A 12,251-nucleotide genomic window follows, 5' to 3' on the forward strand; every position below is an offset into this window, starting at 1 on the left:
GCATGCCTGCCGGAGGCTCGCGTTGAAACGCCGGAACAACCGGAAGAACCGCAACAACTCCTCGCGCACCCGTGCGCTGCTCGCTCTCGCCGTGATCGTCGGATCGCTGGCGATCGCCCTCACCACGCCGGTCCGCCTCGGGCTCGATCTGCGCGGTGGCACCCAGATCCTGCTGGAGACCCGCTCCACCGACACCGTCGAGGCCGGGCCGGACGCCACCGAACGCACCGTCGAGGTGCTGCGGGGCCGGATCGACGCGCTGGGTGTCGCCGAACCGACCCTCGTCCGTTCCGGCGACCACCGCATCCTCGTCGAACTGCCCGGTCTCCAGGATCCGGAGAAGGCCGCAGCCGTCCTGGGCCGCACCGCCCAGCTCACCGTCCACCCCGTCCTCGGTACCGCCGACACCCCGACACCGCCGACCGATCCGACCGATCCGACCGATCCGACCGATCAAGTCGATCCGGTCGATCCGGTCGATCCGGTCGATCCGGTCGATCCCGGCAAGGAAGAGCAGGTCCTGCCCGACGCAGCCGGACAACCCCTGCGGCTCCAGGCGGCCGCCCTGACCGGGCAGCACGTGGAAGGCGCCACCGCCCGCTTCGACCAGCAGAGCGGCGCCGGATGGCATGTCACCGTCGACTTCACCGACTCCGGCCGCGCACGGTGGACACAGGTCACGGCGGACGCCGCCTGCCACCCGCCCGGCGATCCGCAGCGCCGCGTGGCCATCGTCCTCGACGGCAAGATCGTCTCCTCTCCACAGGTCGACCGGTCCGTGGCCTGCGGTGCGGGCATCCCGGGCGGCGCCACGCAGATCACCGGCTCCTTCGACGACGCCGGGGCCCGCGAGCTGGCCCTGCTCATCTCGGGCGGCGCCCTGCCCGTGCCGGTCGAGACGGTCGAGCAGCGTACCGTCGGCGCCACCCTCGGCGCCGCGGCCGTCGCGGCGGCGGCCCGGGCAGCGGTGATCGGCACAGCGCTGACCGCGCTGTTCGTCATCGCCGTCTACCGCCTCATGGGCGTGCTCGCGACGGTGGCCCTCGCCTGCTACGGCCTCATCTCGTACGCCGCTCTGGCCGCCGTCGGCGCCACCCTGACGCTCCCCGGCCTCGCCGGATTCGTGCTGGCCGTCGGTATGGCCGTGGACGCCAACGTCCTCGTCTTCGAGCGGGCCCGCGAGGAGCACGCCGCCCGGAGCCGGACCAGCCCCCGCTCGGCGCTGACGGCGGGGTTCCGGGGCGCGCTGGGCGCCATCGCCGACTCCACCATCACCACGCTGATCGCCGCCGGACTGCTGTTCGTCCTCGCCTCCGGCCCGGTCCGCGGCTTCGGCGTCACGCTCGGCATCGGCGTCCTCGCCTCCATGATCAGCGCGCTGGTCGTCACCCGGGTGCTCGCCGAGTACGCGCTCGACCGTCGCGCGGCCTTCCGCCGGCCGCGTCTGACCGGCATCACGCACGCCGGGCGCGTCCGGGATCGGCTGCTGCGCCGCGACCCGTTCCTGATGCGCCGTCCGCGCCGCTGGCTGGCAGCCTCCGGCGTGCTCCTCGTCCTGGCCGGGTCGGGCATCCTGGTGCGCGGACTCGACTTCGGCATCGATTTCACCGGGGGCCGGCTCGTCGCCTACTCCACGACCGCTCCCGTCGACCCCGACCGGGCACGTGAGGCCCTCGGCCGGGCGGGCTTCCCGCACGCGATCGTGCAGTCCTCCGGCGACGGCTCCCTCACGGTGCGCGCGGAGAAGCTGACCGATGCCCAGGAGGCGACGGTGACCGGCACGGTGAGCGGTCTGGGCGGCGGGGCGGAGAAGGTGCGCGACGAGTTGATCGGCCCGAGCCTGGGCGAGGAACTGCGCCGCAACGCCCTCGTCGCGCTCGGCCTCGCCCTCGGCGCCCAGTTGCTGTATCTGGCGGTGCGCTTCCGGTGGAGGTTCGCCACCGCGGCGGTCGGTGCGCTCGTCCACGACGTGGTGATCCTCGTCGGGGTCTTCGCCTGGCTGGGCAAGCCGATCGACGGCCTCTTCCTGGCCGCGCTGCTGACCGTGATCGGCTACTCGGTCAACGACTCCGTCGTCCTGTTCGACCGCATCCGCGAACTCCTGGGCCGGAACCGCGCGATGCCGCTGCCGCGGCTGACGAACCAGGCGATCCTGCACACGCTCCCCCGCACCGTCAGCACGGGCACGGGGGCGGCCCTCATCCTCACCGCCCTGGCCGTCCTGGCGGACGGCGCCCTCACCGACTTCGCCCTCGCCCTGCTCATCGGCCTGGCGGTCGGCACCTACTCGTCGGTGTTCACCGCGGCTCCCCTCACCCTCGCCCGGCCCGGGAGGCTGCGATGAACGTCATCCAACGCGGGGCGCGGCCCCGTCGACGGCGGGTGTGCTGCGCGTGACGCCCGACGGGGTCGCGCTCACCAGCCCGGGGGCCGCACGGTCCCCATCACCCGGGTCACGGTGATCTCGATGACCACGCGCTCGGGGTTGGGGCGGGGCTGCCGGTAGCGCTCGGCGTAGCGTCGTTCGGCCTCGGCGACGGAGTCCGGGTCGTCCTTGACCACCGCGGGGCCTTCGAGGGTGCACCAGCGGCGTCCGTCGACCTGGCCGACCGCGGCGGTCGCGCCGGGACCGGCCGCTCGGACGTTGCGGACCTTTCTGCTGCCGGCACTGCTGATGACGCGTGCGATCCCGGCCTCCGGATCGAAGGTGACGCCGACGGGGACGAGATGGGGACTGCCGTCGGGCCGGTGCGTTGTCAGGAAACAGATGTGTCGTTCCTGCCAGAAGCGGTCATCGTCCGTCTGGGGCGGGGTGGTGTGGCTCGTCATGCTGGTCCTTCGTAGAGCTGATGGCGCGCCCATTTTCCCCCGGGCGCCGGTGGGTCTGCCGGAAGGCGCCCGGGGTGACACCGGTGTGACGAGTGAAGAACTTGCCGAAGTTGGTGGGTTCGGGGAAGCCGAGGCGGCGGGCGATCGCCGCCACCGGTTCGTCGGTGTGGGCGAGCAGCCGCTGCGCCTCCAGGGCGACCCGGGCGTCGATGACGTGTTTCACGGGCTGTCCGGTGGCGGCGGCGCAGGCGCGGGTGAGGGTCTTGACGGAGTATCCGAGACGGTGGGCGTAATCGGCGGCGCGGCGCGTGGTGGCGTAGGAGCGTTCCAGCTCGGCGCGGAAACGGGCGTACACCTCGCCGCCGGCCCGTGGGTCGCCGCCCTCCGGGTGGGGCAGCCGTTCGACCTGCAACAGGACGGTCGCCAGGAGGAGTTGGAGGATCTCCACCGACACCGTCGGCGCCGGCCGGTCGTACTCGGCCCGCAACTGTCCCAGCAGCGTGGACAGTACGGCGTACGGCGGGCTGGCCCCCAGGTGCCGGCACACCGGCCCGTACCACTCCTTGACCAGTCGGTCGGCGCTGCTGGTGTGGGGCGGGAACGCCGCGGTGAACAGCAGGTGCGTGCCGTTCGCGGTGCCCGGCCGCACAAAGCTCTGTACCTGTCCGGGGCGGACCCACAGCAGGGTGCCGGGGCGGCAGGGGTAGGTCACGAAGTCGACGGCGTGTTCGCCCTCGCCCTCGGTGACGAGGGTGAGGGTGTGGAAGTCGACCCGGTGCACCAGATCGCTCCGTCTGCGGCGCGCGCGTCGCCGCTCGTGCAGGGTCGCGAGATCGATGATCTCGAAGCCGGGCACGTGTGCGTCGGGCGGGTTGAAGTCGAGCCGGAGGATGGCGCTCCCGTCGGACGGGTCCCCTCCGGTAGGCGCCTCGGGAAACATCGTGATCTCCGGTTGTCCTCGATTTACCATGCCCAGTCTCCAGCGTACCTCGCCCGACCTGCGGCTCAGCGGAGAAAGTGGAGGACATCGAGACGGCGAAAGGCCGCTCTCCACCGCAAGGAGCAAGCGCATGAACGGCACGGTCACGGTCCTCGACAAGGGCGCGGTCCGCATCCACAGCTACATGTCCCCCGCCGACACCTTCCACACGACCACCCAGCTGATCGAGACCCCGGCGCGGATCATCGCGATCGACGCGCAGCTGATCCCGGCCTACGCCGACGAGGCCGTCGCCTATGCCAAGGGCCTCGGCAAGCCGCTCGACCGCCTGATCGTCACCCATGCCCACCCCGACCACTACAACGGCGCCGCCCGCTTCGGCGTACCGGTGCACGCTCTGCCCCAGGTGCGCGAGCAGATCGTCGCGCGCGGCGACAGCCGGCTGCCCACCGGTGTGGTCATCCCCCTCACCGAGTTCACCCCCACCGTGGACCTGACGCCGGGCACCGAGGTCGTCGACGGCGTCCCGTTCGTCTTCGAGGCCGTCTCCGGCGGCGAGGCCGCCGACGAACTCCTCGTCAAGCTGCCCGAGCAGGGAGTCCTGGTCGCCCAGGACCTCGTCTACCACGACGTCCACCTCTACCTGGGCAACAACGACATCGCCGGGTGGGAGCGGGCACTGGACCTGCTGGCCGCGCAGACCGGCTACGACACGATCCTGGCCGGCCACGGCCTGCCCACCGGCCCGGAGGTCTACGCGGACGTCCGGCGGTACCTCGCCGACGCCCGCGAACTGCTCGGCGACGACGGGGAGGCGTACAAGAAGGCGATCGTCGAGCGCTATCCCTCGCTGGTCGGCCCCTTCATCATCGACATCGCCAACCGGTCCCTGTTCGGCACCGTCCACTGAGCGCACAAATTATCCGCAAAAGGCGTGAAGCGGCGCAAAGCAGTCACTCGCCTATATGACTCTCAAAACCTCCATGGTGGGCGAGGAGTGTGACCGATGAGTGAGGCAGCGCAGGACGACGGGACGAGGGTGCGGCAGACCGGTGAGGCGGCCAGGACGGAGGTCTCCGCCACGGCCGGTCAGGCCAAGCAGGCCGCGGAGCGCGTCGGGGGAACCGCGGTGGACCAGGCCAGGAACGTGGCGGGCGAGGCGCGCCGGCAGGTCGGCGCGGTGGCGGGCGACGTGCGCAGCCGCGCGATGAACGAGGTCGAGCAACAGAGCAGGCGGGCGGCCGGTTCACTGCATCAGTGGGCCGACGATCTCGCGGGGCTCGCGGAGAACGCCACGAGCGACTCGCCCGCCCGCAGCCTCGCGGCCCAGGCAGCCGACGGCGGGCACCGGGCCGCCGACTATCTGGAGGAGCAGGGGGTCGAGGGAGTCCTCACCGACATGCAGGACTTCGCCCGCCGACGCCCCGGCATGTTCCTGGGCGGCGCGTTGCTGGCGGGACTGGTCGTCGGCCGCCTGGTGAAGGCGGCGGCCCAGACCGACGGCGCCTCCGGCGCGTCCGGGGACGGGGCCGGCACGGGGCGACAAGAGCCGAGGGCAACGGGCTCGGCGGCCCCGACGGCGCTCCCGTCCGGTCCTCCGCCCGAGGCGCAGCCGTCCGTCGGCAGGCCGCCGGGTGGGGCACCCAACCGTCCGATTCCGGGGGTGTGAGGGATGTCGTACGTCCCGTCCCGCCCGATGGAGGCCAACGGTGGGGAGAGGTCGGTGGGCGAACTGCTGTCCGCGGTGACCTCGGACGTCCAGACCCTGTTCCGGCAGGAGGTGGAACTCGCCAGAACCGAGGTCAAGCAGGAGGCGACCAAGGCGGGCAAGGCCGCCGGCATGTACGGCGGCGCCGGGTTCGCCGGCTACATGGTGCTGCTGTTCCTCTCGCTGGCGGCCGTGCTGGGCCTGTCCAACGTGATGGACGGCGGCTGGGCCGCACTGATCGTCACCGCCGTGTGGGCCGTGATCGCAGGGGTCCTGTACCAACGGGCCCGCACCCGTATGCGCACCGTGTCGCCGAAGCCGGAGCAGACCGTCGACACCCTGAAGGAGAATGCACAATGGGCACGTCACCCGACCAGATGAGGGCCGAGATCAGCTCCACCAGGGACCGTTTGGCCGCGGATGTGGACCGGCTCGCGGACCGGACCAGCCCGCGGCGCATGGCACGACGTCGCACCCGCAGGATGCGCGGCGCCGTCTCGGGCATGCGGGACCGGGTCATGGGAACCACCACCGAGACCGCACAGAGGGTCGGCAGCGGCGCCCAGTCGATGGCCGGGTCGCTGCAGGAGGGCACCCAGCAGGCGGTGGGCACCGCGCGCGAGGCCGCGGGCCAGGCCGGCGAGGCGGTGCGGCAGGCCCCGGAACAGGCGATGCGGCAGACCCAGGGCAATCCGCTGGCCGCCGGGCTGATCGCTTTCGGCGCCGGCCTGCTCGCATCGTCGATGCTGCCCACGTCCCAGCTGGAGCGGGACAAGTCCGGCGAACTCATGCAGGGCGAGGCGCTGGAGCCGGTGAAGCAGGCCGCACTGGACTCCGCGCAGAACCTGAAGGAGGGCAGCAAGCAGGCTGCGCAGAACGCGGTGCAGGAGGTGGCGGACACCGCCAAGGAGGGTGCCCGCGCCACCCAGGACGAGGCCGGCGCGCAGGCCGGTCACGTGGCCGACCAGGCACGTGACTCGGCCGGACACCTCGCCTCCGAAGCCCGCCAGGAGCGCGGACCCGGCTGAGGAGGCGGGAACGATGCGGGGCGGGGAGGCAGCCGCGGCTGCCTCCCCGCCTCCTGCGCCTGCGAGGCGCGGCGGCGGGCGGGTCAGCGGTCGCGACCCGCCGGGACGCGCGACGCCCGTCGATGGGTCAGTCGGGGGTGTCGGGTCGCAGGGGGGCGGAGCTCGTCAGGGTGTCGAGTCTGGCGGCCAGGTCGGGGTGGGTGGGCGTCAGGTAGGGGCGGGCGGCGGTCAGGGGGTGGAGGAGGATCGAGGGGTCGTCGTGGGCGAGGGCGGCGTCGAGTCGGCCGAGCGGCAGCCGCGCAGCGACCGGCAGGTCGGTGAGAGCGGTGATCTGGCCGGCGATGCGGCGCAGGTCGGCCGCGTTGCGGCGGGCCCAGGCAGCGACGGTGCGGTCGGCGGCCCGGCGTTCCCGCGTGGCCTGCACGCGCTGTTCGCCGGTGCTTCCCTCGGGACCGGGCCGGTTGCGCAGGTAGCGGCGCTCGGCCGCCTGACGGCTGGCGACTCCCAGGGGGTGGGCGAGGTCGGCCCAGCTGGCTCCCGCGTCGCGGGCCGTTTCGATCAGGCCGGTCTCCCATCCGGCGAGCTGCTCGCGCACCTGCCGCAGGAGCAGGAGGGAGGCGAGGGCCGCCTCCGGACCGGGGCCGGCGTCGACGGCGCCGGGGGTCCCCTGCCGGGCGGCGCGCAGGCTTTCGGCTATGGCCCGGAGTGCCGCCTCGGCGGCCAGGAACGAAGCCGGGCCGGGGATGTCGACGCTGGACGAGGGCGGCTGATCGGCTGTCGTCACGGGCACCTCCGCGATGTGTCATCGTTTGGACGACGGAGCGTTTGTCATCCATCGGATGACATGCTACAACGGTTTCCGTGAGGCGCATTGGCAGTAACTGCCGCAACCCACTGGAGGTGTTCGACCATGTTGATGCGCACCGACCCCTTCCGGGAGCTCGACCGCCTGGCCCAGCAGCTGACGGGCCCGGGCACGTGGTCTCGTCCCACCCTCATGCCGATGGACGCCTACCGTGAGGGCGACGAGTACGTGGTGGCGTTCGACGTCCCCGGCGTCGCCCCCGAGGCAATCGACATCGACGTCGAGCGGAACATGCTGACCGTCAAGGCCGAGCGCCGGCCCGTGGCGAAGGCCGACGATGTGCAGATGGAACTGTCGGAGCGGCCGCTGGGTGTCTTCTCCCGCCAGATCGTCCTGGCCGACACGCTGGACACCGAACGCATCAAGGCCGACTACGACGCCGGCGTGCTCACCCTGCGCATCCCGATCGCCGAACGGGCCAAGCCCCGCAAGATCGCGATCGGCGGCGCAAGCGACCGCCGGGAGATCTCCGGCTGAGCCGGACCGGCACGGGCCGCACAGCGGCGGAGGACGGGCACCGGATCTCCCCCTCCCCGTCCTCCGCGCCGACGGAGGAGTAGAGGCCGACGGAGGAGTAGAGGCCGACGGAGGAGTAGAAGGGCGGCGGCGGACGTGACGCTGCGACGCGAGGCGTTCCTCGACCAGGTGAGGGAACGCGGCGAGTACGAGACCCTGCTGGAGGCGGACCGGGCGGCCCGTGTGGTCCTCGCCCTGCTCGGCGCGCACCTCGTCGGCGAGGTGCGCGCCCAGCTGGCAGCGCGGCTGCCGGAAGAGTTCGCCCTGATCCTTCTCAATCCGCTGCGGAGCGCGGAACCGCTGCCACCGGAGCGGTTCGTGCGGGCCACGGCGGCCTGGATCGAGGGAGCCACCTCCCAGACCGCGGCCTGGGACGTCGGCGCCGTCCTCAGCACGGTCGCCGACGCGGTCGGGGAGGACCTGCTGCGCGAGATCCTGCTCCAGCTCCCGTACGGCTACGACCTGCTCTTCGGCCGCCCCCAGCCCACCTGACCACGACGGTGTCCGCGCACGCGGGCGCCGGCACGACGACCTGATCGCGAGAAAGGCAACCACCCAGTGATGTCCGACCGGCGTGCGCCGCTGCAGCACCTGCCCGCGATGACGTACGAGCACCTGTTGGAAAAGGTCCGCCAGGAAGGCGCCTACCCCACGCGGGAAAAGGCCGAAGCAGCCGTCCACCTGGTTCTTTCGGGACTAGGGCGCCAGCTGACGGGCGACGAACGCGTCGAACTGGCGGCCCGCCTGCCCCTCGAAGCGGCCCGTGTCCTCACCCAACAGATCCCCGACACACAGCCCCTCACCGGCTGGGGCTTCGTCAAGGACCTGGCGGCCCGCACCGGCGCCCCTCTGGGAACCACCCGCTGGGACACCGGCTCCGTCCTCGGCGCCGTCGCCGCCCTGTCCGGCCCCGACCTGCTGAGCCGCATCCTGGACCGGCTCCCCTCCGGCTACGCCCTCCTGTTCGGCCGGGCCGAACTCACCCGGGCTGCCTGAGATTCACCCGTGCGAGACCGGCGAGCGCCCTCGCCATGAGCGGGGGCGCCCGACCGGATCACTGGCTGATGGGAGCCGTCAGGGCCCGGGCCTCATGGGAGTCGTCAGGGCCCCGGCACGGTCGAAGCGCCCGTACGCACTCCGGATGTCAGCGCGTAGGCACTCCGGATGTCAGCGCGGCTCGTCCTTCCCGGTGTTCTCGCGCGGCAGGAGGGTCTGGCGGGCCCAGAGACTCAGGAGGGCCATTCCGCCGACCAGCACCGGCACCGGGTCACCGGCGGGAGGGGCCAGCACGTACCCCAGCACCGTGACCGTGCAGACCGTCAAGGGAATGAACGCCGCCGCGCTCTCCATCCCCCATCGCAACGTCGGCTGAGCCGTGTCCAGAACCTTCGCGCCACCGGGCACCCAGGGGCCGGCGGCGACCACGAGCAGGCCGACGGTGTTGCAGACACACGCCAGCAGGGAGGGCATCGCCTCGGGGCCGTGCGGACCGACCGTCCACAGACGGAGGGTGTCGCCGGTCAGCATGAGAGACAGCCCGACGATCCCCACCCACAAGGTGGCTCTCCGGTCGCTCCGCACGAGACGGCGCAGGGCGAACAGAAAGCTGAGGAACAGGACCTCCGCCGCCCACAGCACACCCACCATCCCGGTGCCCAGTCGCCAGCCGCCCGTGGCGCCCCGCAGCAGGACCCAGACCGTCATGAACACGGCCCCCGCCGTGACGACCCCGTCCAGCACCCGCCGCAGCCACGCCCTCCGGCCTGTGCCGGCATCGGCCGCGACCACCAGTCCCGCCATCCCCAGGCCGGACGCCAGCGTCAGCCCGACGACCACCACCGGGCCGAGCAGCGACGGCTCGTCAGGCCCGGCCCCCGGAGGCTGGGTCGACAGCACGTTGACCGCCTCGCGGTACACACCCCCGGCGACCGCCGAACCCCCCAGCAGCAGCAGTCGCGTCCGCACCCGTCCGGCCACGCCCCACGAGCGGAGCAGCAGGGAGAGCGCCAAGCCGCAGCACGCGGTCGTCGGCCCGAAGGCCACCGTCCAGGCCGCCACGCTCCCGGCCGCCCCCGGCCCGCTGAACGTCAGCGCCACTGCCAGAAGACCGGCCACGCCCACCGCGCCCCAGCCCCACGCTCCGGCGCGCCGGAGGCGGCCCGCCCGGCCCCCGAGCACGTCCGGCGACTTGCCCAACCCCGCCATCAGGTGCGCCTTTCGCCCCGTCCCCCGTCCACCGGGCGTGCAGCACCCGGATCCCTGGAGAGACGGTAGAAGACGCACCACCTGTCGCGACCTGAACGCTCGGGTCATTCACCCGTACTGCGTAAGGACGGGAAGAGCGCCGGCCTCGGCTTGCACGGGCGGCTTCGGACGCGTGAGGGTGGAGGCCGACGTGCGCCGACCGTGCCGGTGCGGGCCGGCCCCCACCCGGTCAGGGCGCCACCGCGCGGCCCGTCTGCGGGGAGATCGCGCCGGAGCACAGGCCGCGAGCGGCCAGTCCCTGGGCGATGCGCGGGACCGCGGCGAGCGTGTTGGCGGCCCAGTCGTGCATGAGGATGACCTGCCCGTTGGTGAGCCGCCCGGCGGCCTGCACGATCGCGTCCGTACTGGCGCCGTTCCAGTCCTGGGAGTCCACGTTCCAGATGATCTCGGTCAGGCCGTACCGGGCCTCCACCGCCTTGACCGTCGCGTTGGTCTCGCCGTACGGCGGCCGCATCAGTTTCGGCGTGCCGCCGCCCGCCGCCGCGACGGCCTGCTGGGTGCGGAGGATCTCGGAGTCGATCTGCGCCTGGCCGAGCTGGGTGAGATGGGGGTGCGTGTAACTGTGGTTGCCCACCCACATGCCTGCCGCAACCTGGGCCCTGACCTGGGCCGGGTAGGCGGCGGCGTACTGGCCCTCGTTGAACATGGTGGCGCGCAGCCCGTTCCGCTGGAGTGCGCTCAGCAGGGCGGGGGTGTTCCCGGACGGGCCGTCGTCGAAGGTGAGTCCGACGTATCCCGCGCAGGGTGCGGCCCCCGCCGGCGCGGCCTGGACGGTGAGGGTGCCGGCGGCGGCGAGCGCCAGCGCGGCCAGGGCGGTCGTCAGGGGGCGAGCGCCCGGACGCCTCCCGGCCGGGCTCATGGCGCCACCGTGATGGTGGAGCTCCCGCTGCTCTGATAGCCCTCGGTCGCGAGGATCATGTAGTACCTGAGGGTGCCGAGGGGCATCCCGGCGCGGGCCCAGGCGTCGAAGTGGTTGCCGGTGGTGATGGAGCCGCCCGTCCGCCTCGACTGCCGGACGCTCCAGTACTGGTTGAAGGTCCTGTTGCCTTCGACGGACGGCGCGTTGTACCGCGTCGTCTGATAGATGTCGTAGGTGCCGCCGTCGCTGGTCACGGCGCCCTTGTAGGTGCCGGTCGGCCGGTAGGTGCCCCAGTTGTCGACGATGTAGTACTCGACGAGGGGGTTGGACGACCAGCCGTACAGGGACAGGTAGCCGTTGCCGGAGGGACTGAAGGATCCGGAGTAGTTCACGGTCCTGCGTGAACCGGTGCTCCAGCCCTTGCCGGCGACGAAGTTGCCGGTGTTGCGCCAGTTGGTGCGGTAGGAGCCGCCGGAGTCGAGGGTCATGGAGACCGTGCCCTGCGAGTCGGTCCAGAACGAGTAGTAGAAGCCGTTGTTGGTGCCGGTCTGGTTCGAGGTGATGACCGTCGCCGCCCGGGCGGTGCCGGGCAGGACCAGCGTCGACGCGGCGCCCAGCAGTAAGGCGCATGCGGTCCTGCGGGTCGGGGTGTGTGCGGGTTGGGCGTGCATTCGAGGGTTCCTCCTCTTCTGAGGCCTGAGTGGTCCGCAGTGTTGACCCGCCCCCTTCGACTGTCAATAGTTTCGGTATTCGCCCCGAAATCTTTCGACCGCTGCTGACTACTATTGAGACAGCCAATTGCGTCCGGGGAATGCAAGATCTGGTACGCATTCCGTCGGCTGCGGGACCGAATGTTTCGAAGCCCTTCCGGCAATTCTGGAGACCCAGCCCGCCTCGTCGGCGGCGCCGCATGCGCCCCGGTGATCCAAGCGCAACGGCGAGGCGGTGAACCACCCCACATGACCCACATCACCTACTACCCCCTCTAGTGGTGCATATCGGATGCCATACCCATGCCATCACCCCCTCTGACCTGCACTTTGCGAGCCACGTCACACAACCGACCATCACCCCCACTACGGCCACAACTAGCAAAAGGGGTCTTTGCGGACGACTCCCGACCCTGCTTCTCTGGACGACGTCGCACGGCGCCGACCCGCCCACGGGCCTCGGCGCCGACGCACGCAGGCAGCCAGACAGGCCACCGGCCGGTCACCCCGCAAGCGCCCCGCGACCGCCAC

The 12,251-nt window shown here is 72.0% G+C and carries 14 protein-coding genes; 8 read left to right on the forward strand and 6 right to left on the reverse strand.

Annotated elements, in window-relative coordinates; genetic code table 11:
- Positions 1–22 precede the first annotated feature (22 nt).
- Entirely contained in the window at positions 23–2,344 is a 2,322-nt protein-coding gene (gene secD / locus AQJ58_RS23165; RefSeq protein WP_067252990.1) for a protein translocase subunit SecD, read from the forward strand.
- Positions 2,345–2,415: 71 nt separating this feature from the next.
- Here secD and AQJ58_RS23170 read toward each other — a convergent pair whose 3' ends face one another.
- Positions 2,416–2,829, reverse strand: coding sequence for a pyridoxamine 5'-phosphate oxidase family protein (locus AQJ58_RS23170; protein ID WP_067252993.1), 414 nt, complete (start codon positions 2,827–2,829; stop codon positions 2,416–2,418).
- Positions 2,792–3,769, reverse strand: a complete 978-nt coding sequence (locus AQJ58_RS23175; RefSeq protein ID WP_067252995.1) for an AraC family transcriptional regulator — start codon at positions 3,767–3,769, stop codon at positions 2,792–2,794. Before AQJ58_RS23175 ends, AQJ58_RS23170 begins: the two co-directional genes overlap by 38 nt.
- A gap of 130 nt (positions 3,770–3,899) precedes the next feature.
- Here AQJ58_RS23175 and AQJ58_RS23180 point away from each other — a divergent pair, with 130 nt between their 5' ends.
- From AQJ58_RS23180 to AQJ58_RS23195, 4 genes are all read left to right on the forward strand, one after another.
- Positions 3,900–4,679 carry an MBL fold metallo-hydrolase gene (locus AQJ58_RS23180; RefSeq protein ID WP_079079128.1) on the forward strand — a complete coding sequence of 260 codons (780 nt, stop codon included), beginning with the start codon at positions 3,900–3,902 and terminating at the stop codon, positions 4,677–4,679.
- Between the two features lie 96 nt (positions 4,680–4,775).
- Entirely contained in the window at positions 4,776–5,438 is a 663-nt protein-coding gene (locus AQJ58_RS42725; protein WP_067252999.1) for a hypothetical protein, read from the forward strand.
- Positions 5,439–5,441: 3 nt separating this feature from the next.
- Entirely contained in the window at positions 5,442–5,858 is a 417-nt protein-coding gene (locus tag AQJ58_RS23190; RefSeq protein WP_067253001.1) for a phage holin family protein, read from the forward strand.
- Entirely contained in the window at positions 5,834–6,505 is a 672-nt protein-coding gene (locus tag AQJ58_RS23195) for a DUF3618 domain-containing protein (protein WP_067253003.1), read from the forward strand. The genes AQJ58_RS23190 and AQJ58_RS23195 overlap by 25 nt, the downstream gene beginning before the upstream one ends.
- A gap of 127 nt (positions 6,506–6,632) precedes the next feature.
- On the opposite strand, the gene AQJ58_RS23200 is transcribed toward AQJ58_RS23195, so the two are convergent.
- Positions 6,633–7,289 carry a type III effector protein gene (locus AQJ58_RS23200; RefSeq protein ID WP_067253005.1) on the reverse strand — a complete coding sequence of 219 codons (657 nt, stop codon included), beginning with the start codon at positions 7,287–7,289 and terminating at the stop codon, positions 6,633–6,635.
- Positions 7,290–7,415: 126 nt separating this feature from the next.
- On the opposite strand from AQJ58_RS23200, the gene AQJ58_RS23205 reads away from it, so the two are divergent.
- The 3 genes from AQJ58_RS23205 to AQJ58_RS23215 all read left to right on the forward strand — a co-directional run bounded on the left by AQJ58_RS23205 (position 7,416) and on the right by AQJ58_RS23215 (position 8,882).
- Positions 7,416–7,847 (forward strand): Hsp20/alpha crystallin family protein, encoded by a 432-nt coding sequence (locus tag AQJ58_RS23205; RefSeq protein WP_067253007.1) that lies wholly within the window; start codon positions 7,416–7,418, stop codon positions 7,845–7,847.
- Positions 7,848–7,982: 135 nt separating this feature from the next.
- Positions 7,983–8,378 (forward strand): DUF2267 domain-containing protein, encoded by a 396-nt coding sequence (locus AQJ58_RS23210; RefSeq protein ID WP_067253008.1) that lies wholly within the window; start codon positions 7,983–7,985, stop codon positions 8,376–8,378.
- 69 nt (positions 8,379–8,447) lie between these two features.
- Entirely contained in the window at positions 8,448–8,882 is a 435-nt protein-coding gene (locus tag AQJ58_RS23215) for a DUF2267 domain-containing protein (protein WP_420712176.1), read from the forward strand.
- A gap of 171 nt (positions 8,883–9,053) precedes the next feature.
- Here the strand turns inward: AQJ58_RS23215 and AQJ58_RS23220 are convergent, their stop codons facing one another.
- The 3 genes from AQJ58_RS23220 to AQJ58_RS23230 form a co-directional block, all read right to left on the reverse strand.
- Entirely contained in the window at positions 9,054–10,091 is a 1,038-nt protein-coding gene (locus AQJ58_RS23220) for a hypothetical protein (RefSeq protein ID WP_234360245.1), read from the reverse strand.
- A gap of 229 nt (positions 10,092–10,320) precedes the next feature.
- The gene (locus tag AQJ58_RS23225; protein ID WP_067253012.1) at positions 10,321–11,010 is read right to left on the reverse strand and encodes a polysaccharide deacetylase family protein; all 690 of its coding nucleotides are present in this window, start codon (positions 11,008–11,010) and stop codon (positions 10,321–10,323) included.
- Positions 11,007–11,681: a glycoside hydrolase family 11 protein gene (locus AQJ58_RS23230; RefSeq protein WP_067253014.1), complete on the reverse strand. Its 675-nt coding sequence runs from the start codon at positions 11,679–11,681 to the stop codon at positions 11,007–11,009. The genes AQJ58_RS23225 and AQJ58_RS23230 overlap by 4 nt, the downstream gene beginning before the upstream one ends.
- Positions 11,682–12,251 lie beyond the last annotated feature (570 nt).

Source organism: Streptomyces sp. DSM 15324, assembly GCF_001514285.1.
Classification (GTDB): domain Bacteria; phylum Actinomycetota; class Actinomycetes; order Streptomycetales; family Streptomycetaceae; genus Streptomyces.

Bases quoted from the DNA above. Each gene is read 5' to 3' on its own strand.
- AQJ58_RS23170 (WP_067252993.1), bottom strand. From the start codon at position 2,829: ATGACGAGCCACACCACCCCGCCCCAGACGGACGATGACCGCTTCTGG.
- AQJ58_RS23175 (WP_067252995.1), bottom strand. From the start codon at position 3,769: ATGTTTCCCGAGGCGCCTACCGGAGGGGACCCGTCCGACGGGAGCGCC.
- AQJ58_RS23180 (WP_079079128.1), top strand. From the start codon at position 3,900: ATGAACGGCACGGTCACGGTCCTCGACAAGGGCGCGGTCCGCATCCAC.
- AQJ58_RS42725 (WP_067252999.1), top strand. From the start codon at position 4,776: ATGAGTGAGGCAGCGCAGGACGACGGGACGAGGGTGCGGCAGACCGGT.
- AQJ58_RS23190 (WP_067253001.1), top strand. From the start codon at position 5,442: ATGTCGTACGTCCCGTCCCGCCCGATGGAGGCCAACGGTGGGGAGAGG.
- AQJ58_RS23195 (WP_067253003.1), top strand. From the start codon at position 5,834: ATGGGCACGTCACCCGACCAGATGAGGGCCGAGATCAGCTCCACCAGG.
- AQJ58_RS23205 (WP_067253007.1), top strand. From the start codon at position 7,416: ATGTTGATGCGCACCGACCCCTTCCGGGAGCTCGACCGCCTGGCCCAG.
- AQJ58_RS23215 (WP_420712176.1), top strand. From the start codon at position 8,448: ATGTCCGACCGGCGTGCGCCGCTGCAGCACCTGCCCGCGATGACGTAC.
- AQJ58_RS23220 (WP_234360245.1), bottom strand. From the start codon at position 10,091: ATGGCGGGGTTGGGCAAGTCGCCGGACGTGCTCGGGGGCCGGGCGGGC.
- AQJ58_RS23225 (WP_067253012.1), bottom strand. From the start codon at position 11,010: ATGAGCCCGGCCGGGAGGCGTCCGGGCGCTCGCCCCCTGACGACCGCC.
- AQJ58_RS23230 (WP_067253014.1), bottom strand. From the start codon at position 11,681: ATGCACGCCCAACCCGCACACACCCCGACCCGCAGGACCGCATGCGCC.